The organism is Psychrobacter sp. ANT206 (genome assembly GCF_056880555.1).
The window spans coordinates 100,034-123,507 of record NZ_CP096271.1; the positions used below are offsets into that span (position 1 = coordinate 100,034).

Annotated in this window: 20 protein-coding genes and 1 riboswitch; of the genes, 12 read left to right on the plus strand and 8 right to left on the minus strand. The window is 43.2% G+C overall.

Annotated features, from left to right (window positions below; all coding sequences use genetic code 11):
* Position 1: 1 nt before the first annotated feature.
* Positions 2-889, minus strand: a complete 888-nt coding sequence (locus tag M0221_RS00440; protein ID WP_483284026.1) for an alpha/beta fold hydrolase — start codon at positions 887-889, stop codon at positions 2-4.
* Positions 890-938: 49 nt separating this feature from the next.
* On the minus strand, positions 939-2,849 hold the full coding sequence (locus M0221_RS00445) for an ABC transporter ATP-binding protein (RefSeq protein WP_483284027.1): 1,911 nt from the start codon (positions 2,847-2,849) through the stop codon (positions 939-941).
* Positions 2,850-3,126: 277 nt separating this feature from the next.
* Here M0221_RS00445 and M0221_RS00450 point away from each other — a divergent pair, with 277 nt between their 5' ends.
* Positions 3,127-3,975 carry an EamA/RhaT family transporter gene (locus tag M0221_RS00450; RefSeq protein ID WP_440825672.1) on the plus strand — a complete coding sequence of 283 codons (849 nt, stop codon included), beginning with the start codon at positions 3,127-3,129 and terminating at the stop codon, positions 3,973-3,975.
* A gap of 173 nt (positions 3,976-4,148) precedes the next feature.
* Positions 4,149-5,039 carry a fructose bisphosphate aldolase gene (locus M0221_RS00455; protein WP_483284028.1) on the plus strand — a complete coding sequence of 297 codons (891 nt, stop codon included), beginning with the start codon at positions 4,149-4,151 and terminating at the stop codon, positions 5,037-5,039.
* A 171-nt stretch (positions 5,040-5,210) separates the two neighbouring features.
* Here the strand turns inward: M0221_RS00455 and thiC are convergent, their stop codons facing one another.
* The 3 genes from thiC to argH all read right to left on the minus strand — a co-directional run bounded on the left by thiC (position 5,211) and on the right by argH (position 9,403).
* Positions 5,211-7,097, minus strand: coding sequence for a phosphomethylpyrimidine synthase ThiC (thiC, locus tag M0221_RS00460; RefSeq protein WP_483284029.1), 1,887 nt, complete (start codon positions 7,095-7,097; stop codon positions 5,211-5,213).
* A gap of 239 nt (positions 7,098-7,336) precedes the next feature.
* A riboswitch (TPP riboswitch) is annotated at positions 7,337-7,460 on the minus strand.
* 79 nt (positions 7,461-7,539) lie between these two features.
* On the minus strand, positions 7,540-7,830 hold the full coding sequence (locus M0221_RS00465; RefSeq protein ID WP_011512469.1) for an oxidative damage protection protein: 291 nt from the start codon (positions 7,828-7,830) through the stop codon (positions 7,540-7,542).
* A gap of 145 nt (positions 7,831-7,975) precedes the next feature.
* A complete protein-coding gene (argH, locus tag M0221_RS00470) occupies positions 7,976-9,403 on the minus strand; it encodes an argininosuccinate lyase (RefSeq protein ID WP_483284737.1) in 1,428 nt (475 codons plus the stop codon).
* Between the two features lie 62 nt (positions 9,404-9,465).
* Between argH and M0221_RS00475 the strand changes: the two genes are divergently transcribed.
* The 6 genes from M0221_RS00475 to M0221_RS00500 all read left to right on the plus strand — a co-directional run bounded on the left by M0221_RS00475 (position 9,466) and on the right by M0221_RS00500 (position 15,502).
* Positions 9,466-10,617, plus strand: coding sequence for a sensor histidine kinase (locus M0221_RS00475; RefSeq protein WP_483284030.1), 1,152 nt, complete (start codon positions 9,466-9,468; stop codon positions 10,615-10,617).
* Positions 10,618-10,812: 195 nt separating this feature from the next.
* Entirely contained in the window at positions 10,813-11,550 is a 738-nt protein-coding gene (locus M0221_RS00480) for a LytR/AlgR family response regulator transcription factor (protein ID WP_020442484.1), read from the plus strand.
* 184 nt (positions 11,551-11,734) lie between these two features.
* Positions 11,735-12,772: a hydroxymethylbilane synthase gene (gene hemC / locus M0221_RS00485; protein WP_483284031.1), complete on the plus strand. Its 1,038-nt coding sequence runs from the start codon at positions 11,735-11,737 to the stop codon at positions 12,770-12,772.
* A gap of 112 nt (positions 12,773-12,884) precedes the next feature.
* The gene (locus M0221_RS00490) at positions 12,885-13,862 is read left to right on the plus strand and encodes a uroporphyrinogen-III synthase (protein ID WP_483284032.1); all 978 of its coding nucleotides are present in this window, start codon (positions 12,885-12,887) and stop codon (positions 13,860-13,862) included.
* A 129-nt stretch (positions 13,863-13,991) separates the two neighbouring features.
* Positions 13,992-14,942 (plus strand): hypothetical protein, encoded by a 951-nt coding sequence (locus tag M0221_RS00495; protein WP_483284033.1) that lies wholly within the window; start codon positions 13,992-13,994, stop codon positions 14,940-14,942.
* Positions 14,943-15,016: 74 nt separating this feature from the next.
* Entirely contained in the window at positions 15,017-15,502 is a 486-nt protein-coding gene (locus tag M0221_RS00500; RefSeq protein ID WP_483284034.1) for an acyl-CoA thioesterase, read from the plus strand.
* 105 nt (positions 15,503-15,607) lie between these two features.
* Here the strand turns inward: M0221_RS00500 and ribBA are convergent, their stop codons facing one another.
* Both ribBA and M0221_RS00510 read right to left on the minus strand, forming a co-directional pair.
* Positions 15,608-16,720, minus strand: coding sequence for a bifunctional 3,4-dihydroxy-2-butanone-4-phosphate synthase/GTP cyclohydrolase II (ribBA, locus tag M0221_RS00505; protein WP_011512477.1), 1,113 nt, complete (start codon positions 16,718-16,720; stop codon positions 15,608-15,610).
* A 312-nt stretch (positions 16,721-17,032) separates the two neighbouring features.
* A complete protein-coding gene (locus M0221_RS00510; protein WP_483284035.1) occupies positions 17,033-18,322 on the minus strand; it encodes a replication-associated recombination protein A in 1,290 nt (429 codons plus the stop codon).
* Positions 18,323-18,651: 329 nt separating this feature from the next.
* On the opposite strand from M0221_RS00510, the gene M0221_RS00515 reads away from it, so the two are divergent.
* Both M0221_RS00515 and M0221_RS00520 read left to right on the plus strand, forming a co-directional pair.
* Positions 18,652-19,149 (plus strand): type IV secretion protein Rhs, encoded by a 498-nt coding sequence (locus tag M0221_RS00515; RefSeq protein ID WP_483284036.1) that lies wholly within the window; start codon positions 18,652-18,654, stop codon positions 19,147-19,149.
* A 100-nt stretch (positions 19,150-19,249) separates the two neighbouring features.
* Complete coding sequence (locus M0221_RS00520) at positions 19,250-20,212, plus strand: hypothetical protein (protein ID WP_483284037.1); 963 nt, start codon at positions 19,250-19,252, stop codon at positions 20,210-20,212.
* An 80-nt stretch (positions 20,213-20,292) separates the two neighbouring features.
* Here M0221_RS00520 and gltA read toward each other — a convergent pair whose 3' ends face one another.
* Entirely contained in the window at positions 20,293-21,573 is a 1,281-nt protein-coding gene (gltA, locus tag M0221_RS00525) for a citrate synthase (RefSeq protein ID WP_483284038.1), read from the minus strand.
* A gap of 1,031 nt (positions 21,574-22,604) precedes the next feature.
* On the opposite strand from gltA, the gene sdhC reads away from it, so the two are divergent.
* Both sdhC and sdhD read left to right on the plus strand, forming a co-directional pair.
* The gene (gene sdhC / locus M0221_RS00530) at positions 22,605-22,991 is read left to right on the plus strand and encodes a succinate dehydrogenase, cytochrome b556 subunit (RefSeq protein ID WP_011512482.1); all 387 of its coding nucleotides are present in this window, start codon (positions 22,605-22,607) and stop codon (positions 22,989-22,991) included.
* Positions 22,992-23,008: 17 nt separating this feature from the next.
* A complete protein-coding gene (gene sdhD / locus M0221_RS00535; RefSeq protein WP_262880863.1) occupies positions 23,009-23,395 on the plus strand; it encodes a succinate dehydrogenase, hydrophobic membrane anchor protein in 387 nt (128 codons plus the stop codon).
* Positions 23,396-23,474: the final 79 nt, after the last annotated feature.

Here is a 23,474-nt window from a genome sequence, read left to right on the forward strand (position 1 = left end):
CTTATTTATTGCTCTGATAATGCTCATTGATAATTTGAGCGCAGATTTCTGGCGCCTCCATGGGTAATAAATGTCCATACTCTGGTAAGGAAATAATACTGCTATCAGGAACAAATTTGTGCCATTGTTTACGCACTTTTGGATTGATAAATAAGGTGGGTTTGCCAGTAATCAAAGTGTAAGGGCAGCTTAATTTCTTGAGTGCGGCATCAATATGAGGGGCACCAAAATAATTAGCTAACTCTTGTTCTGGTGAGAATAGCAGAGTATAGCTATCGTCATTGTTAGCGCTCAAGCTTTGTGTAGCAAAGGTTTTTAAGTGAGCATCACTGATACGTTGATACGCTCTCTGTGCCCGCAAGTGATCGAAGTATTCCTGAATACTTGCCCAAGTGGTTTGCTTAGTTAATGTGCTTTTAAAGGGTTCTTGGCTTAGTAAAAACTGCCGCGGCAACAGATTATATATTCTTGCTTGTTTTTTGGTAAAGGTAACAGGCTCGATAAGATAGAGCTCTGAGAAAAGCTCTGGACGCTTTGCTGCCGCTATTGCAGTAGCAGTTGCGCCCTGCGAATGTCCAATGCCAACAACTGGTTTATCTTGGGTTTTTTCTAAAAACTCAATCAGCATTTCAGCATCTTGCTCACGTGTTAGGCGGCGTGCTTGCGGTTTATCATACCAATAGCCGCGTAATGCCAATGAGCTCAGTTCAAAGCTGGCTGCCAGCTCATTTAACAATGGTGCATAGGTACCAACGGTAAAGCTGTTACCCCCATAGAAATGGGCAGGCGCACGTTTATAATTAGTTTGATTGGCTGAGCGTAGTTGCTGTAAGTCATAATAGCGAGCCTGTCTGCCAGCAAGGTTGATGCGATTTGTATAAGCTTCCATAAAATAAACACGTCCCTGTGAGAAGTTGCTCTTAATAAAGCGCTTTTAATTAACTGTCTTCACCTAAGAAGCCGCCGCTTTGGCGATGCCATAATCGTGCATAGATACCATGTAGATTCAATAGTTCATCATGGCTGCCTTGCTCAATAATTTGACCTTTATCCATCACAACCAGTCTATCAAGAGCGGCAATGGTTGATAAGCGATGGGCGATGGCAATAACTGTCTTGCCAGTCATAATATCGTTTAAGCTTTCAGTAATTGCAAATTCGATCTCAGAATCGAGCGCACTGGTGGCTTCATCTAACAGTAGAATAGGCGCGTTTTTTAGCATAACGCGTGAGATGGCAATACGTTGACGCTGCCCACCCGAAAGTTTGACGCCGCGTTCACCCACTTGAGTATCAAGCCCCATGTTGCCCTTATCATCATATAAATCTTTGATAAAGTCCCATGCTTGAGCTTGTTTTGCCGCGATGATAATCTGCTCATCAGTGGCATCCGGACGACCATAAGCGATGTTCTCGCGTACGGTACGATGTAATAAAGAGGTATCTTGGGTCACCATGCCGATTTGCTGACGTAAGGACTCTTGGGTCACCTCATCAATCGCTTGACCATCAATGAGGATTTTACCTTTATCGACATCAAAGAAGCGTAAGAGTAGATTGACCAAGGTGGATTTGCCGGCACCTGAACGTCCAACCAGACCGATTTTTTCGCCGGGTTTGATGTCCAAGTAAAAATTATCGAGAAGTTTGATAGTAGACGTGGCTGATAGGTTACCGTCGTTTAAATTTCCACCATCGTTATTGTCTGTATCATCGCTGTCATTCTCATAACTGAAGTCGACATGATCGAAGACGATACGACCTTCTGTGACTTTTAAAGCTGGTGCATGGGGTTTGTCAATGATGGTTTGCGGTGCAGATAAGGTGCGCATACCGTCCTGTACCGTACCGATACTTTCAAACAAACTTGCCGTCTGCCACATAATCCAACGCGTTAAACCATTCAAGCGTAGCGCCATGGCAGTTGCAGCAGCAATAGCACCGACACCAATGGCTTCTTGTTGCCATAAATACAAGCCAATACCGGCAGTACTACTGACCAAAACAACACTAATCAAATGCGTTGAAAACTCAAGATAGCTGACCCAGCGCATTTGTGCATGGACGGTACCCAAAAACTGCCCCATGGCGTTTTTGGCGTAACTGAGCTCACGGCGCGAGTGACTAAAAAGCTTGACGGTCATAATATTGGCGTAGGCATCAGTAATGCGCCCCGTCATCAAGGCGCGCGCATCTGCTTGTACGATAGCCGTCTGTTTGAGTTTAGGTATGAAATACCACATCGCAAGCCAAACTAATACAAACCACGCGATAAAGGGGATCAGTAGCAAGCTATCAAGATTGAAGAGAATGATACCTGAAGTAATAAAATAGACCGCAACATACATAAACATGTCAGTAACTGTCATAACGGTATCACGTACTGCCAATGCCGTTTGCATCACTTTAGCAGAAACACGACCGGAGAATTCATCTTGATAAAACTGCATCGATTGACCAAGCATACGCTGATGAAAACGCCAGCGCATCTGCATGGGGAATACCCCTTGCAAGGTTTGAAAATGGATAAATGAGGATAAGGCAATCCATAATGGGCTGACAATCATCACCGCCAGCATGAGCAGCAGCATGTCACCTTTTTCTAGCCACAGATTTTGCGGGGTATAAACCCCAAGCCAGTCAACGATATTTCCAATCCAAGCAAAGAGCATGGCTTCGTAAATACCGATACCGGCTGATAAAATCATAAATAGCAGTAGCCAGCCGCGTAGACCATTAGTACATGCCCACAAGAATTTCAGCATGCCATCACGAGGTGAGGGTAGCGGCATCGGTGTTTCAGGGAAGGCAGGTAGGCGACTTTCAAAAAAGCGAAATAGAGTGTTCATAGGCAATAGCAATACGTCAAGATAAGCGTGAATAGACGCTATCTTGAGCCATTATATAAGTGAGTAAGTAGTGTGCTATTTTAGCAAATCTTAACCCTCACGCTTACAGGCTAATTGTAATTTGAACGCAGCAGACACTAATTTGCATATCTTATGACCCGTCAAAATAAATGGCTTGCTGGATATGAGCTATATTGTTACCTTCTATAATTTTCTCTCCTTTTAAATTAACACTGATATATACCCTCGATATGATGGATGACTAAGGTAAAGAGTTATGATGTATTTAACGATAGCAGTGCTGTGTAGCGTTGCCGTCTCTGTGTTACTTAAAATATTGCGCCAACGTGATATTGATATTCGTCAAACCATCGTTGCCGGCTATCCGGTCGCCTTTTTATTGACTTGGTTTTTATTGAAGCCAGATGTCAGTGGCATGAGTGACCTTGGTGGAGCATGGGCAATTATTATCGGCCTTGGTGTACTATTGCCTGCGGTATTTATTATACTCGGGCGCGCGATTGAAGCAGTCGGTATGGTAGCTACTGATGCCGCTCAGCGACTGTCCTTGATCATTCCTATTGTCGCCGCTTTTTTATTATTTGGTGAAGTATTGACAGGCATACGCGTTTTTGGCTTATTGCTTGGGTTTTTGGCGCTCGGGGCGCTGATTTATCGTCCGCAGCGGGGTGAGATTAGCAAACAAGCCAAACATACACCGCTATGGTTGTTTGGCGTCTGGGCAGGCTATGGCGTTATTGATATTCTATTTAAACAAGTTGCTAAGCAAGGTGCTGCCTTTCCACTGACACTATTTGTCAGTTTTGGGTTGGCAGGTCTGCTATTGTTGATTTATCTGCTCATCATGCGCGTACGCTGGCAGGGCAATGCACTTGCAGCAGGGATATTACTTGGTGTGCTAAATATGGGTAATATTTATGCTTATATTCGCGCTCATCAAGTATTGTCAGAATCACCAAGTATCGTCTTTACTGGGATGAACGTTGGTGTGATTGCTGTTGCTACTCTTATAGGCGTTGGAGTATTTAAAGAATCACTCAACCGTATCAATATATTGGGTTTATTATTGGCGATTTGCTGTGTCGCAGTCTTGTTTTTGGCGTAGATATCTTTGGCGTAATATAGGTATGACAACAATTTTATAAATGCTTTTGCCGTTCAGTTATAGGCACATATAGCATCCTATGGTAAGGTTATCTACGAACAGTTAAACTAATATCAGCTAAAAATATCATTTGTGACACTTGACCTCAATAAATAAAATAGGATGCTCTTTCCATGGAATACCAAAAGCAATTACAACGTATCAAAAATGGTTCAGGATTTATCGCAGCCCTTGACCAAAGTGGTGGCAGCACGCCAAAAGCGTTAGAGAATTATGGGGTTATGGGCGATGCCTATGATAATGACGAAGCCATGTTTGACCAAGTGCACGAGATGCGAGCACGTATCATGACGTGCGACTGCTTTGATAATGAGCGGGTACTTGGTGCAATTTTGTTTGAAGATACTATGGAGCGCGCGGTCAATGGCAAGCCCACTGCCAACTATTTATGGGAAGACAAGCAAATCGTCCCGTTTTTAAAGGTGGATAAAGGCTTAGCAGAGCGTATGAATGGCGTGCAAGTCATGCGCCCGATGCCAAATCTAGATCTGTTATTGGACAAAGCAAAAAACTATCCAGTATTTGGTACTAAAATGCGCTCCGTGATTTATGAGCCAAGTGTTGATGGCATTGAGTTAGTTGTCCAACAGCAGTTTGACGTAGCAAAGCAAATCCTATCAAAGGGTCTAATGCCGATCGTTGAGCCAGAAATTGATATCAATAGTGAGAAAAAGTATGATTGTGAGCTGATTCTTAAAACCAGTATTTTGCATAATCTTGAGCGCTTAAATGATGAGCAACAAGTGATGCTCAAGCTGACCTTGCCTGAAGAAGCTGGATTTTATCAAGAACTGATTGATCATCCAAAAGTATTGAAAGTCGTGGCATTATCGGGCGGCTATAGTCGCACGGATGCCTGCGCAAAATTGAAGCAAAATCCGGGTATGATTGCTAGCTTCTCGCGTGCCTTTACTGAAGGCTTGAGCAAGCAGCAAAGCGATCAAGAATTTGCTGATACTATTAACACTTCGATTAATGAAATTTATCAGGCTTCTAAAATTTAACTTGTAAAGTCTAATTTGAAATTTTAAGTTTAAAGCATTCATCTATTAGTATAAAAAAAGCCCCTGTTCTGTGCAGGGGCTTTTTTTATACTTGAACAATAGTTGTTAGCGTTGTATTTCTATACTTTTTTATATAACTGCCGAGCTTCTTTGTGAGATTTTTCTGTCAGTTTATTGGGCGTTTAGTCCTTTGGCATACTCACGGACATTCTGAGTGATTTTCATTGAACAAAATTTTGGACCACACATGGAGCAAAAGTGTGCCGTCTTGTGTGCATCTTTGGGTAAGGTTTCATCATGAAATTCGCGCGCGGTATCAGGATCAAGTGCCAAATTAAACTGATCATCCCAGCGAAACTCAAATCGTGCTTTTGACAAGGCGTTGTCACGTGCCTGCGCACCGGGGTGTCCTTTGGCAAGGTCAGCAGCATGAGCGGCGATTTTATAAGTGATGATGCCATCTTTGACATCTTTCTTATTCGGCAGACCCAAATGCTCTTTTGGCGTCACATAACACAGCATCGCCGTGCCAAACCAGCCAATCATCGCCGCGCCTATCGCACTAGTGATATGGTCGTAACCGGGTGCGATATCGGTGGTTAAGGGTCCTAGTGTATAAAAGGGCGCATCAGCACAAACTTCAAGCTGCAAATCCATATTCTCTTTAATACGGTTCATCGCTACGTGTCCCGGACCTTCAATCATGACCTGTACATCATGCTTCCATGCCACTTGGGTCAGCTCGCCAAGGGTACGCAGCTCACCAAATTGCGCTTCATCATTGGCATCTTGCAAGCAGCCCGGACGTAAGCCATCGCCCAAACTAAATGCCACATCATACTGTTTCATAATCTCACAGATGTCTTCAAAATGAGTATATAAAAAGCTTTCTTTATTATGAAACATGCACCACTGTGCCATGATAGAGCCACCACGCGAGACGATACCGGTTAAGCGTCCGGCAGTTAGCGGAACGTATTCAAGCAATACGCCAGCGTGAATGGTGAAATAATCAACACCTTGCTCGGCTTGCTCGATAAGGGTATCGCGAAATATCTCCCACGTTAAATCTTCGGCTACGCCATCGACTTTTTCTAACGCTTGATAAATCGGCACCGTACCAATCGGTACAGGTGAATTACGAATCAGCCATTCACGGGTTTCATGAATATGGTTACCAGTAGACAGATCCATAATGTTATCCGCACCCCAACGCGTCGCCCATGTCATTTTTGAGACTTCTTCATCGATAGAAGAACCCAGCGCTGAGTTACCGATATTGGCATTAATTTTCACCAAAAAATTACGCCCGATGATCATCGGCTCAGATTCAGGATGATTGATATTGTTCGGGATAATAGCGCGACCCGCGGCAACTTCACTGCGGACAAATTCTGGGGTGATAATCGCTGGCGTGTGCGCACCAAAAGTCTCGCCTTCGTGCTGGCGCATATCAGTCAGCTCATGCTGTTTTTGGGTTTCGCGGATAGCTATAAATTCCATTTCTGGGGTAATAATGCCACGGCGAGCATAGTGCAATTGAGTAACGTTACCTACTTTCCCATCAACAGCTTTAGCACGGCGAGGCTTGTCAATATGAGCAAAGCGTAAGTTTGCAGTACTGATATCACGTGCGCGCGCCAGACCGTATGAGCTTGATAAACCAGCTAGCTGTTCGGTATCACCGCGCTCATCTATCCAACCTTCGCGTAGTTTTGGCAGACCTTTGGTCAAGTCAATCGTGGCATTGGGGTCGGTATAGACGCCTGAGGTGTCATACACATAAAACGGTGGATTTTGCTCCCACTCGGACTCGGACACGCCTTGGATAGGAGTAGGGTCTAGGGTAATCTCGCGCATCGGCACTTGAATGTCAGGGCGTGAGCCTTCGATATAGACTTTGCGAGAGGCAGGCAAAACGCGATGTAGGTCGCGTGCGTCTTCTTCAAAACGGGCGTCAGTTTCGCTGCGATGGGCGGGAGTTTTTAGTGCGTCTGCTTTGCTTGCTTTTACAGGGGTATGTGTGGTGGCTGGCGAGCCAATATCTGAAATAGTCATATGCTGTCCTAGCGTGTTGGTTTTTGAATAAAATCAACACCGCCAGTATCTGCGGGGCAAGCCTATCCCATATCGATAAATTCAATCACGAAACAATAATGCTATCAAAATAAATTTTGATAGCTTATCTATAAAGGATTGGTGGGCATCATCTTATTTATTGGCATACAGCAATATAAAGCGCTGCTAGATATGAACAATAATAAAAAGGCATTTCTGCGCGCCCTTTATACAGATATAACATAAGCTTAAGACTTCCCTGCGTCGGTACTAACCGCATCAGGTTCGGCGGGTGGTTTCTCAGCGACCATACGTCAACTGCATGTTAAGCAGTCAATATATATCGCACCCCGAGTCTGTCAGTGTTGTGAATCTTCTTAATACTATCAAACTTCGACGACAAGTCCTAGTCATTTACCGATTTGTTAGTACCGTTTCAATATTAACTTTCTGGTGTCCAGCCCTGAGCACGCTCATAATCTTCATTATCTAAAAATTTATCACGCTGCTCAGTCAAAAATTGCTTCGCTTTTGGATCTAGCATACTAAGATGGTTTTCGTTAATCAGCATGGTTTGCTGCTCAAGCCACTCTTTCCAAGCCTTTTCAGACACGGTTTCTTGCAGTTCTTGACCTTTTTTATTCGGAAAAGGCGGATGCGGCATTTTTGGTAACTCTTGCTGATATTTGCGGCAAAAAACGGTATTGGCTTGTGGGTTAAAGGTTTCGGTCATGAATGACTCCTGTTTATAATGGCTTTTTTAATGAGGTTGATAATAAATGATATTACCTAATACTGTACCTGATTATGCTCAAAAAAACACCCGCAACAAAGGCGGGTGTTTTTAATAATGAAGCGCTAATACTATTAAACAGATATTAAGCGAATAATTCCAATCGAGTACGACCACGGCTAACGGCTTGTTTGACTTGATTCGGCGCAGTACCGCCCAAATGATCACGCGCGGCAAGTGAGCCTTCTAAGGTTAAATACTCAAACACGTCTTCACCAATCGCATCGCTAAACTGCTGGAGTTGCGCAAGAGATAAGTCGCTTAAATCAACGCCCTCAGCAATGCCCAAAGCGACGGCATTACCGACCACTTCATGAGCATCACGGAACGCCACGCCACGGCGCACCAGATAATCCGCTAAATCAGTAGCAGTTGCATAACCTTTCATCGTGGCGGCGCGCATATTTTCTTTATTCGGCGTGATATTTGGTAGCATATCAGCAAATGCTAGTAATGAACCGGTCAAGGTATCAACACAATCAAATAGCGGTTCTTTGTCTTCTTGATTGTCTTTATTATAAGCAAGCGGCTGGCTTTTCATGAGGCTAAGTAGCGTCATTAATTGACCAAATACGCGTGCGGCTTTACCACGAACCAACTCTGGCACGTCAGGGTTTTTCTTTTGCGGCATGATTGATGAGCCAGTACAAAAGCGATCAGGAATCTGCACAAAGTTAAATTGTGCTGACATCCAAAGAATAATCTCTTCGCTCATGCGTGACATATGCATCATTAAAATAGATGCTGCCGAAGTAAATTCGATGGCAAAATCACGATCTGATACCGCATCAAGCGAGTTTTGGCAAATACCTTCGAAACCTAATAGCTCAGCGGTAATGGTACGGTCAATTGGAAAAGTCGTACCAGCAAGTGCCGCACTACCAAGCGGCATTTGGTTAATGCGGCGACGGGCATCGACTAGGCGCTCGGTATCACGGTATAGCATCTCAAACCATGCCATGACATGATGACCAAAGCTGACCGGCTGCGCGGTTTGCAAATGAGTGAAGCCCGGCATGATGGTATCAGTATGCTGTTCAGCCAAATCTAGCAAGCCACTTTGCAACCGCACCAATAGCGCAATGATATTATCAGTCTCTTCGCGTAACCAAAGACGAATATCAGTCGCCACTTGGTCATTACGGCTACGACCGGTATGCAGCTTTTTGCCCACCGCGCCGACGATATCGGTCAGGCGCGATTCGACGTTCATATGCACGTCCTCTAACGCAATCGACCAATTAAACTCACCGGCTTCGATTTCGCGTAGTACTTGATGCAAACCATCAATGATCGTTGCAACGTCATCAGCTTCCAAGATACCGCACTCTCTGAGCATGGTCGCATGGGCAATTGAGCCTTGAATATCGTGGCGGGCAAAGCGCTGGTCAAAACCAACCGATGCGGTAAAGGCTGCCACAAAGCTGTCGGTCGCTTCACTAAAGCGTCCGCCCCACATCTGCTGACCCTGACTACTAATAGTAGGGCTGTTCTGTGCGGCAGCGTTTGTTATAGAAGCATCTGTGCTAAACTCAGAAGCAGATGAATTTTTATTTGAATCGGGATTACTAAGGTTTGAAGAATTGGCGTTCATATCAGTCTAAGACAAGTCAAGAGAATAAGAACTCAAGTATAGCAAATGATGAGGTTGCCTTACTAGCGGAGCGCTTAGAGTTTTTTATACCCAAGCTCATGGAAATCATGAAACCTTGGCAATGGCTGCTGGTAATCTTTTTTTGGTCGCTTTTTTTAGCGATTGTCGATCGTCATAGCGTTGTCAATGAAACACAATTTGCCATAAAAATGACAGCAAGATTTATCCAAACCACCTTAACACTACTGCCTTCCTTTTATCTCATTGACTATCTACGCCCTGTTTTTAAACGTATGCGTACATTGAAGGTGAGCTTATATGTTCTGTTTATCATCACTATCAGTGCCATTATCACGTTGATACTGGTTCTGTTATTGATGATCAATACAGGCGCCTTTACCTTTACTTTCACTGCTTTTATTTCAACCGTTATCTTTAACACTTTAATTATTGCAGGATTTACCATTACAGGATTGCTGATCTTTTTACGTCGTTATCGTGAGATGACGGCGTTGAAGCAATCGTTTGAAAAAAAGCTTGCCGCACAAAATGATGTATTAAAAGCGCGTCTGGCACCGCATTTCTTTTTTAATACCATTAATACCTTGATGTCACTGATTGAGACCAATCCTTCTCGCGCTGCTGATTTATTACAACACGTTTCAGTATTATTTCGTGCCAGCTTTAATGGTGCGCGCGAGATCAGTTTTGCAGAAGAGGTGGCACTTTGTGAGCATTATTTGGCCATTGAGACGATTCGATTGGCAGACAAGTTGGTAGTAAGTTGGCAGCTGCCTGATGAAAATATCATGTATGACATGGTCATCACCGCTTTGAGTTTACAGAGCGTGATTGAAAAAATGCTGCTGAATGTGGTTGAGAGGAGCACTGAAACTGTCTATATCGATATTCATGTCACGTGGCTACAGCACCGTGTGGCAATCACCATTAATGTGCAATTACCTAAAAATAGTTTAATGATCCATCATGATTTGCGCCAACATATGGATTTTCATATTCAAGCGCAGCGTTTACAAGCGTATTTTGGTCAGAGTGCAGATATCCAAAGTAGGGTGACAAGCAAACAGATTATGACCACTATCGATTATCCGCTACAGGACGTTAGCTTATAGCTTTTTTAACCGTGGCATATTTATTGCAGCATTTATAATATGGCACGAATAGTATGGACAGATGATAAATCTGATTAAGGTAAATCTATTATCAAAAACCATTATTTCCCTATACTAAATGATAGGTTATAAGTGCTAATGTATTATTGATATTTTTAAATATATGTTCAAAGTATGCCCTTAAAAGGAGCTTGCATGCGGATCGTAGTTTGTGATGATGAACCATTAGCTCGTGAGCGTTTGGTTAGGATTGTTAAAGAGTCGGGTCATGAGGTGGTTGCCCAAGCAAAGACGGGTATCGAAGCCATTACTGCCGTAAAATCTCAGCAGCCAGACATCATATTGCTAGATATTCGTATGCCTGAGATGGATGGCGTACAGTGTGCGCAAGAGCTTGCTAAGCTGCAACATCCGCCCGCAATCATCTTTGTGACGGCCTATGATCATTATGCCATTGCCGCTCTAAAAGCCAATGCTATTGGTTACTTGCTAAAGCCTGCCAATAAAGATGAGTTGCTGGAAGCCCTAGAAAAAGCCACCAATCTCAATGCTGCGCAGCTCAATGAGATTCGTAAACTTGAAAGTCCAACGTCTCGTCCAGTGCGCGAACATATTGCAGCGCGTACCCATCGCGGTGTTGAGCTGATAAAACTCAAAGATATCTACTATTTTACGGCAGATCAGAAGTACGTCAAAGTACGGCACAAGGATGGCATCGTGCTCATTGATGACACCTTAAAAGAGCTTGAGCAAGAGTTTGAAGACAAGCTGTTCCGGGTACATCGTAACGCTATCATCAATATCAAATATTTAGATTTTTTAGAGACTTTAGATGCTGGACAATATCAGCTACATTTTAAAGGAATTGATGAGACTTTGGCAGTGAGCCGCCGCCATTTACCAGGGCTGCGCGAAAAGATTCAAAACATCTAAGCATGCCTCACTTTGTCTCCTAAAATAATCACGCCATATCATCAAACCCTTATTTATGCTTAAATAGGGGTATTTTTTTTGCATTATTATCGTTATAAACCATTTTTACGCCCCATCTTGGGCGAAAAACTCACATTTATCGTCGAGCAATGACCGTTTAGTATTAAAATTATTGAGGCCTTTTATGAGCACCATGCAGCAACCTGCTTTGACTACCTTAAGTATCGCTACGCGCCAGAGCCCACTGGCATTATGGCAAGCTGAGCATATTCGTAATCGATTATTAGCTTTGTATCCTGAAATGACAATTAATCTGCTAAAAATTGTCACTAAAGGTGACAAAATTTTGGATACGCCACTGGCTAAAATTGGCGGGAAAGGTTTATTTGTTAAAGAGCTTGAGCAAGCACTGTATGACAAGCAAGCAGATATCGCAGTGCACTCACTCAAAGACGTGCCCATGGATTTACCAGAAGGGTTGACGCTCGGCGTTTATTGCAAACGTGCTTCACCAACCGACGCTTTTGTATCGAATACTTATCATAGTATCGATGAGTTGCCACAAGGGGCGGTAGTCGGTACTGCAAGTTTGCGTCGTCAGTGTCAAATCAAAGCTTATCGTCCCGATTTGCAAATTAAAACCCTCCGCGGCAATGTCGGCACGCGACTAAGCAAGTTAGATGCGGGCGAGTATGATGCGATTATTTTGGCGACTAGTGGTCTACAGCGCATTGAGCTTGATGCACGTATTCGTAGTGAGTTGGATATCAATATTTGCTTGCCAGCGGTTGGGCAAGGCGCGTTAGCGATTGAATGTCGTGAAGATGATGCTGACGTATTAAAATTATTGGCACCACTCAATGACGACAAAGCCCGTATCCGCTTAATCGCTGAGCGCGCATTAAATCGTCATCTGCAGGGCGGTTGCCAAGTACCTATCGCCGCTTATGCTGTATTACAAAAGGCAGTTGCATTGGCTGCTGATAATGATAGCAATGATAATGACAATGGTAACAACGATGATGGCGATACCTTATGGCTGCGCGGTCGCGTTGGTCAAGAAGATGGTAGCGAGCTGCTTAAGGTGGACAAGCGCCAGACGTTAACAGGCAGTCAAGCTGAGCAAGAAGCCCAAGCAAACCAGTTGGGTATCGAAGTTGCTGAGATGTTATTGCAAGCTGGTGCTGGTGAGATTTTATCAGCGATCTATCATCCTGAATAATAGCTAGTCTGTATAACACTGGATCACCATTATCAACTCAGTCATAGAGTTATCATGGTTTAGATGACTCTATGATGGTGCTAACTTTATTTGCTTTTTTCACGGTATATTTATGTCTTGGTCATCATCTAAGTCCACAGATTCACATCAACCAATTAATGGGCCATCACTGCTGCCGCAACTTGTCATCAATACGCGCCCAGTCGAGCGTGCCGCACCGCTGACGCGACATTTACAAGCGGCAGGTATGTCGGTTGTTGATATGCCGATGTTGACACTGCAACCGCGTTTGACCACTGATAGTGATATGATACTGATGCGCCAATGGCTAGCAGGCGAGTATCAAGCATTGGTCATCGTGAGTCCGACAGCGGCAGCCTCAGGTTTGGCTATTTGGCAGTTGCTTGAGCGTGAGCACCAAGCTAATGGCGCGACTGATAAAGAAGTAGAAGGTATAAAAGGTAGCTCTAATATTTTAGTAGCGCCAAGCCATCTGATTGCGGTTGGTGAAGCGACTGCTGCGGTGTTAAATGAGGCAAAGTTATCAAACGCCAGTTATCAAGTACTGCAGCCTGCTATTGCTAATAATGAAGGTATGCTGGCGATGCCTGAAATTGAAAGCTTGCAGGCGGGGGATAAGCTGCTCGTGTGGCGAGGTCTTGGTGGACGACGATTATTGGTCGATACTTTGCAAGCGCGCGGTGTGCATATCGATAGCATTGCTTGGTACGAGCGCAAAATGCCTATTGATGCCATGATGCAGTATCAGCAATGGCTACAAGATTTCAATAATCGAAATGCGACCGTTGGCATAACCGCGTCGCAGCAAGTAAAACCCATTGTCATTGTAAGTAGTGGTACCGCATTTGAGCATTGGGAAAGTATCGTTCAGTCTACTAAGACATTCGATGTAGCAGCAGAACACCAAGTAATGTCAGTCAATGCGCCACTTAAACTATCAGACTTTTGTTATGTGGTATTGGGTGAGCGCTTAGCCAATATGGTTGCTGAGCAAAATTTAAGTTATTGGCGCGTAGAGGATTTGGCGCCAGAAACCATTCTTATTGCTATTAAGAAAACCAGTTTATAATATTTAACATATAGTAAATTTGAGATAAAAAAGAGACGTTTAGCGTAACGTGCTACTACTCTAAAATTATTTAAACTACTTGCTCAACTGTTTACGCTTAACCTTATCAATCATGAACGGTGTGGCCTTATGCCAATGAATTCTGAATCGTTATCGAAAGATCCTTCTGCTCTTCAGCAGCGCCGGCAAGCAAATATGTTCTTGTTACGCTTGCAATGGGTGGTTATTTTATTGTTGATAGGCGTCTTACTGTGGCTATATATCAGTCAGCAGCGTTTTCAGCATACGGTCAATGAGCGCTTGCAAAGTAATGAGCAAGTTGTCAGCCGTTTAAATGAGATGGACGATCGCTTATTTGCGATGAGTCAACAAACGCTGCCAGCGACTAGTACAGCGGTCAATAGCCAAGCTCAAAACCAGCTGGATTTATTGCGTATCCAGATACAAGCTGCTGATAGGTTGTTGGCAGACAGTAATGGCAGTGCGGCGATTGATTTATTGCAAGGTCTACATTGGCAGCTTTCACAGAAAAGTAATGAGATTGCGCCCGCGCTAACGGTCGTCATCAAGCAAAGCTTGGTTAAAGATATTGAGCGCTTGCAGGCGAGAAGTGCTCAGCCAAGCTCTTGGCAGCTGCAAAATCTGGCGATTCAAAATATTCAAGACTTTTTATATCGCCATGAGCGTGCTGCTAATACTGAGCTCAACAGTTCATTACAGAAAAACACAGCTACGAGCCAATTTACTGACAATAGCCGTTTAACGCGTCGGCAGCTGACGATTCATGAAGCTATCATGACCTTAAATCTAGCCAGCCAAGCCAGCAATATGCACGATCGTGATCAGTTAGTCATGTATTTAAATCAAGCACGTAAGCAGCTGCAAACGCTGATGCCTAAACAAGCAGAATCACAGGCTTCTATCGATAACAAGCAACAGTCAGACAAAAATGACTTGCAGACCAAATCCTCTCCTAAGAATATGCCAGAAGTGATAGAAGGTTTGAATAGACTGATTGTCAATGCACCAAAAACATCGCCATTATTAACCTCACAGATTTTAAATAAGCCGCAACGTTAATGCACTACGGATTTATACGATTGTTTTAAAGTGTTATTGTTTTAAAGTATTATAAAAATAAGAGACAGGCAGTTATGGAACTTTTCAATCAAACATCTATCATTGATAATTTGGACAATCATTGTCCTGAAGAGCTAGCGCATTATCCTATTATCCATCAGCAGCCGATTCATTGGGGTGAAATGGATGCCTTTAATCACCTAAATAATGTGGTGTACTATCGCTACGCTGAGTCAGCCCGTATTGGCTATTTGCAAACGCTGGGCATGTTTGATGGCAATATGGTTACGGTATTGGCACAATCAAGCTGCCAGTATTTGCGCCCAGTGATTTTTCCTGATACCTTGTTATTAGGCGTTCGTTGCCAGCGTTTGGGTACCACCAGCATAGTAATCGAGTACAGCTATTATAGTACGGCACAAGCTGCCATCGTTGCGACCGCTGAGGCAGTGATAGTGCGCTTAGAGAGCAATGGTCAAGATAAAAAGCCATGGACGAATGAGGAGCGTGAACAACTACTAGCTCTAGAAGCAACATTCGGTCATATCCCACAACTCTAAGTATGATGCTTTGTGATTAAGCTTTGAGCAAATAAGAAAAAAGGCGCACCAACCTCAGTTGATGCGCCTTTTTTATTGATCATAAGTGTCTATTAATTAAGCCTATTAATCTTGCTTTGGTGCATGGACAAAATCAACCACGTTCAAATCAAAACCTGATAAGGCATAAAACTTCATTGGTGATGACAAGAGGCGCATATCACGTACCCCTAAATGACGCAAAATCTGTGCGCCAACACCAATACTGCGATATGGTTGCTGTGTGATGGTAGACAGAGCTTCATTCAATGCCGCCTTATCCAAGGCATCACCTAAGTCAGTCGGCTCATGATTGCCAATCCAAACCAAGACACCACGCTCTGATGCACTGATCTCTTCTAATGCTGAGCGTACGCTCCAGCCGCTACGACCAGTGGTATCATTTTTGGCAGCGAATAAATCGCGTAGAGGATGGAAACCATGGACGCGAACAGTGCTAATACCTTGACTCACATCGCCTTTAACCAAAGCTAAATGGGTTTCAGTCGCACCGAACTCACGGAAACGATGTAAGGTAAAAGTGCCATACTCGGTCTCAAACGGATGCGATGCAATTTCTTCGACAGTTTGCTCATTAGCAATACGGTAGTTAATCAAATCAGCAATCGTACCAATTTTTAAATCATGTTCCTTTGCAAATACTTCAAGATCATCACGGCGTGCCATGGTGCCATCCGCATTGATAATCTCTACAATCACCGCTGCTGGCTCAAGTCCGGCAAGACGTGCCAAATCACAACCTGCTTCGGTATGTCCGGCGCGGTGCAAGACACCACCATTCTGTGCCATGATTGGAAAAATATGCCCAGGCTGAACGATGTCTTCTGGCTTTGCTGAAGAGGAGACAGCTGCTTGAATGGTACGCGCGCGGTCAGCGGCTGAAATACCCGTAGTCACGCCTTCAGCCGCTTCAATAGAAACGGTAAAATTGGTACTAAATTTTGCCTCATTACGGTCAGACATGAGTGGCAGTGCCAACTGCTGGCAACGTGCTTGTGACAAGGTCAAACAGACCAAGCCACGTGCATGAGTAATCATAAAGTTGATATCTTCAGGGCGCACGTGGGTCGCTGCCATGATAATATCGCCTTCGTTTTCGCGGTCTTCATCATCCATCAAGATGACCATTTTACCTGCACGAATGTCTTCGATAATCTCAGGAATCGTATTTAAACTCATAGTAGATCTCAATATTTTATTGTATAAATAGGTGTCAATATGGGATATAAAGCGTTATCTGCCTATTGTAGCAGTAGATGCGACAAAGCGCTGTTGTGGTCAAGCAAAACGCGCTGGATCAAATTGATCAACTGTAGACGTTATCTAATCATTGCTTATACATCATTATGAGGACATTTTAACGCTTTTCATCCCACTGTGCTGCCTCATCTCGAAACTATATAGGCCAGTCTGTCTGAAACCGTGATTAGTATCACTAATGGTAACGACAATTGATAGATCAGTGCATATAATCAGTCATATTTTGAGTGATTAGTCATTACTCGCCGCTTGGTCTTTCAGCCAATCGATAAACTGCTTGCTATGCTGCTCACGCTGATTGTCTGCAAATTCATAAAAGCGCGTACCGATTAAATTGTCTGGTAAGTAGCTTTGCGCATAATAATGATTGGGATAATTGTGGGGATAGATATAATCTTGTCCATAGCCTTGATTGCGCATTAATTTGGTCACGCCATTACGTAGGTGTAGCGGCACAGGTGAGGCGTCTTTTTCTGCCAAGCTCATCGCAGCATTGATAGCGTTGTAAGTACTATTACTTTTGGCACTGGTTGCCAGATAGACCACCACTTGCCCCAAGATAATACGTGATTCTGGCATGCCGATGGATTGCACGCTGCGCAATGCCGCATCAGCAAGGAGTAGGGCATTAGGGTTGGCGTTACCGATATCTTCACTGGCTAAAATGACCAAACGCCGCGCGATGAAGTCGGCAGGCTCACCGCCCACTAGCATACGCGCCATCCAATATAGTGCCGCGTCAGGATCTGAGCCGCGCACTGACTTTATCATGGCTGATACCATATCATAATGCTGCTCACCATCTTTATCATAGCGTACGAGTGCAGTCTGGGCGACACGAGCGACTAAGGTATCGTCGATAATGATCGGTGATTGCTTGGTATCAGCCGTTTGAATCGCCAGCTCTAATAAATTAAGGGCTTTTCGTGCATCACCATGTGCCAACTGGCTAATCGTATCTTGCGCCTGCAAATCGACCGATAGGTTTTTCAGTATATTATCTTCTAAAAGCGCCCGCTGTAATACCGCACTGATTTGCTCAGGCGTCAATGGCTTTAGGCGATACACTTGGCAACGTGATAACAGCGCATTATTGACACTAAAAGAAGGATTTTCGGTGGTCGCGCCAATCAAGGTGATATCGCCAGACTCTACAGCGCCCAGTAATGCATCTTGCTGAGCTTTATTAAACCGATGAATCTCATCAATAAAGACCACTGGCGACTCAAAATTCAATGAATCCTTAGTATCTAATACCTCGCGTAACTGCTTAACCCCAGTATTCAAAGCAGATAGTGCATGGAAAGGTCGTTCAACGGCATCCGCCAAAAGCATAGCTATAGTTGTTTTGCCAATACCTGCTTCCCCATGCAAAATAATAGACGGTAGGTGTCCTTGCTCTACCAAGCGCCTTAGCGGAGCACCTACTGCTAACAAGTGCTCTTGACCAATAATGGCATCAAGCGTGGTCGGGCGCATACGCTGGGCGAGGGGTGTATCAGCATGAAAATTAGGTGGCATAAAATTCTCTATATCTTCTGTTATTCAAGGCTTTTTGTTATAAGATTAAACAGTTATCCATAGTATTCAAAGTCAAATTATTGTTTTCCATATTTGTCTTTATAATGCTGTCCTTATTGCGATTAAGCAATAAGTCATAAATAAGGTAATCATCCATGATGTTTTTAACATTATTATAAAAGCTAGGCTAACGCAGATTCACGTTAATAAAAGTCAGCTAAATGTACAGCTTATGTCTTTAACGCTTTACTTATATCTATATTATCCCTATTAAGGTGTTAACTAACTTTACGAAAATGATAGATCACAGATAAAGGATGATAGTAGTCATGTTGCAGTCGATTTTTAAGCGTCTATTAAATCGTAGTTCAGCATCTGCTGACTTAGTAACTGCTAAACAACTAGCGCGGTCTCTTACTGAAGGTGAAATTACTCTTGCACGTTCGGTTTTTGGTGACAGCCTCAGACTTGATGACGTTCAGCTGAAAACAGCATGGTGGGTACTCAAACATTACGCTGTGAGTCCTAATGGTCATATTTATTTTCATGCATCAGATTGGATAGATGATTTCAGCCAAGCGCCATTGGGCAAACAAGGTTGGCTGATACATGAGTTGACACATGTGTGGCAGCTGCAACAAGGCTTGAAGGTGGTACGCGGTGCTATTATCGATCGTCGCTATAATTATGTGCTAAAAGTGGGTAAGCCTTTTCTTGAATATGGTATCGAGCAGCAGGCACGCATGGTACAAGACTATTTTGTCCGTCGTCAGCGCGGACAATACTGTCAAGATCTTGCAGGCTGTATTCCATTTTTAGTGGTTTAATTGCGACTAATCTTGAGCCTAGTAGACCATGCCGCGACTGATTCTTAACCTCTATATAGCTATGTGATATTTTTGTTTTTAACACAGGAAATAAATTCAGATGTTTAAATTTTGGCTAGTAAAACATGATAATGGTGTTTATGGTAACCTTACTAATAAAGGTATTGAGTGTCCACAGCACTCAAATGCCTTACTGGCGGCGGCATTGACTGGTGTCTTATTGTTAAGCGGATGTCAGCAGCAAGCAGCAGAAGAAAATGTAGCGGATAAGCCCCAAACCAGTGAGCAAACAAGTGAAGAAGACAGCCAACCGATGGCGCAAAGTGATTCTGCTGCCGCACGTATTGAGCAGTTCCAACCTTTATATGTTACCCAGTTTCAGGCATTGCAGGGGCGTCTGCAAGCAGAGTACGAGTCGCTACAAGCTGCTGATATCGCAGACAGTGAAAATGCTTTATTAGTCGATGAGCCTACTGTTGCAACTGGCAATAATCAGCCAGCTAATAGCGATCAAGGAGCTATAACTGCTACGCCACAACTAACACAAGATCCGGTAGCAGCTGCAAAGGATGTAGCAAATGGCAACTCTGCGACAGATACTGACACAAACGATGAAATTAACACCAGTACCGAAGTTGGTGAGCGCGATTTAACGGTGTTAAAGCGTATTAGCTTAGAGCCACGTAAGCCTGTGATATTAACTGAAAAGCAGATTATAGAACGCTATGAGCAAGCAATGGAAGCGCTTTATCAGCCAGTGACCACGCCACTGAATGCGCAGGATACGGATACTTTGATTAATATCGCAACCTTAGTACCACAGCTTTTTGAAGATGCAGAAATTGCTGGCAGAGTCAGTGCTAAAAGTCCTGCTTTGGCGCGTTTGATCATTCAGCATCAAGTTTGGGAGCAGATAGAAGCCCAGCAAGTACTAGATATGCAAAAAATGAAACAAACCCAACAACAAGAATTTGAGATGCTGATGGCAAAATTCAATGAAACGATTGAAGGGTATGATGAACAAATCGCTAAATATGAGCAAACGCTAAAAGAATTTAAGTAATCCGTTAAATTTAGCCATGAAAAAATCTCGCACATGGCGAGATTTTTTTATGGCTGTTTATTTTTACAAATGCTTAATTACTATTTACGATCTTCAACTTTAACAAAATCGCGATGCGTTTCACCAGTGTATAACTGACGTGGGCGACCGATTTTGAACGGTGCGCTGTGCATCTCTAACCAATGGCTGATCCAACCAGAAGTACGAGCTAGTGAAAAGATAACGGTAAACATTGACGTTGGGATACCGATGGCTTTAAGGATAATACCAGAGTAAAAATCAACGTTTGGATACAAGTTACGCTCAACGAAGAACGGGTCTTCTAAAGCGATTTTCTCAAGTGCCATAGCAAGCTCAAGCTTAGGATCATTGATACCCAATGCGCCTAGTACTTCGTCACAAGTCTCTTTCATCACTTGTGCGCGTGGATCAAAGTTTTTGTAAACACGGTGACCAAAGCCCATCAGTTTCACTTCACGGCTTTTCACTTTTTCCATAAACTCAGGAACGTTTTCTACTGAACCGATTTCATCTAGCATCTCAAGTACGGCTTCGTTAGCGCCGCCATGTGATGGTCCCCAAAGGGCGGCGATACCAGCAGCGATACAAGCGTAAGGATTGGCGCCAGTAGACCCTGCTAGACGTACGGTAGACGTTGATGCGTTTTGTTCGTGATCAGCATGCAAGGTAAAGATTTTGTCCATAGCACGCGTGATAACGTCGTTGGTTTTATAATCAACATCAGCAGGCGTGGCAAACATCATGTATAAGAAGTTTTCCGCATAATTGAAATCATTACGTGGATACATGAACGGTTCGCCTTGTGAGTACTTATAACTCATTGCCGCAAGTGTAGGCATTTTAGCGATGAGGCGAATCGCGGTAATTTCACGATGTTCTTCATTGCTGATGTCTAAATCTTCATGATAAAACGCGGATAAGGCACCAACGACACCAACCATAATTGCCATTGGATGGGCGTCACGACGGAAGCCTTCAAAGAACTTACGCAATTGATCATGAACACCAGTATGCTTGCGAATTTTTTCAAAGAAATCGGCTTTTTGCTCAGCGTTAGGCAGATCACCATGAATCAGTGCATAAGCCACTTCTAGATATTCTGCATTGTTTGCTAACTGGTCAATAGGATAGCCGCGATGCAATAGCTCGCCTTTACCACCATCAATGAAGGTAATTTTCGATTCGACAGGAGCAGTTGCCATAAAGCCTGGATCATAGGTCCAGTAGCCAGCTTGTTGGAAAGCAGCAACTTCGATAACTGACGGCCCTAAAGTACCTTCAGTAATAGGAAGTTGGTAGTCCTTACCATCTACGGTCAATGTGGCTTGATTATCAGCCATAATTTAATCTCCATTGTTTTAACTTGTTAGAACAAAAATAATAGTGACGCACACCCTCGCATCATAAATAGTCAAATGGCCAAAATGAATGTGACCTATTTAATATGCAGGCTATATTAGCAGTTATTACTTAAGTTTTGAAAAGACTTTTACTTGCTAGACCACCAATAGACGTGCGCTAGTAGTGCTTATCGGTTGTAAACTTTGTATCAAAATATGTCTAGTAGGTAATTTGACTGTAAACCATCTTATTTATCATAGCGTAATGATTATTATTAACCTAGATATAAAGAGACAGTTTTAAACAAGTACTCTTCTGAGATATCTTCTAATATTTACTATAAAACAGACAGAGCATCATTAGCTGATACATTCGTTTGGCTTTATAGGTCACTAAGCCTGAGTAATACTAATGAATTCATATTGCAAATAGCCAGTTTTTTGTTAATAAATCTCTAATAACCACTATTTAGGGGATAAATTTGTAATTAGGGCTCAGTCATTTTATAATTAGAGGGATTTAACTGGCACTAGCTTTGCGCAAATTGATGACTTGTCCTAATAAAGTAGGTAAGGGACTTTGCTCCACTCATACTTTGTTACGATTGAATAATCACTTTGTAGACCAAGACCGAGCTTATCGCTTGAATATTCTTGTTAACTGTTCTATTTTTAAATAGCCTACAGTGAAGTTTACCTTAACAAAAAAGGATAACATAGAGATGACTCCATGGCGTTGTCTTTTTTTTGTTAATGGGAACCAGTAAAAATAGAATAGTTAATCGATTTATCCCGTGCTTCGTTTTGTGGTCTGTTAATATGTAGAAAGCTTATTGTTGAAAGGGTTTATTGAGCGATAGTTGAATGCCCATAATGACCCTGTCAATCTCCGTATGCTTTCAGATTTAGCGCGAATTAAATGACGTCAGCTAGCTCTTCCTTCCTTACTTTATTCGTCTTGTGTGGTGCTCAGTGTATTTGGCAGACGATTGCTAAATCATAAGTAACTACCAGACATAACCGCAAAAAGGATGCCCGCTGTGAAAAGCAACCGACCTATTGATCTGCCCCTCAGCCAAGTGATTAGTGTTAATCGATCACCGATTGCGATTGCTTCAATCTTGCATCGTATCTCTGGCATCATTTTATTTTTACTTATTCCAGTCATGCTGTGGTTATTGCAGAATTCTTTGGCATCGCCTGAGAGTTTTGAAACTGTTTTTGACAATGTTTTAGTGCGCTTTTTGGCATGGATTTTCGTCGCCGCCATCGCTTATCACTTTGTGATGGGTATGAAGCATTTATTTGCTGATATGGGCATGAATGAAGAGCTGAAATCTGGCCGTGCCGCCTCTATGATCAGCTTTGTAATTGCAGCGATATTAATTGTCGCGTCATTTGTATGGGTGATGTTCTAATGAGAAACGATTCAGGAATAAAAAGCGCAACCAGTCTAACCGGCTCAGGCTCACGTGATTGGATAGTCCAACGTATCAGTGCGGTGGTCTTAGCTGTTTACAGTGTGGTGCTATTGGGCTTCTTTTTGACCCATGGCGATGTGAGCTACACGGAATGGTCAAATTTTATGACCAGCTTACCGATGCGTCTATTTAGCTTAGTAGCAGTTCTAGCCCTTGCAGGTCATGCATGGATTGGCATGTGGACCGTGTTCACAGACTATATTACTACCGGTAAATTGGGCGCGAGCGCAGCTGGCCTACGCTTGGTCTTACAGACATTAATGATTATTGCCGTTTTTGTATTTTTATTCTGGGGCATCATGATTTTTTGGGGTAACGGCTTCGGTGTCGTTGCTGTTTAACGCTCAGATAGATATGCACATTTTAGTAAGTGGTTGAAGGCGGCTTAGATACCCAGTTATATACAATTACATCATCCAT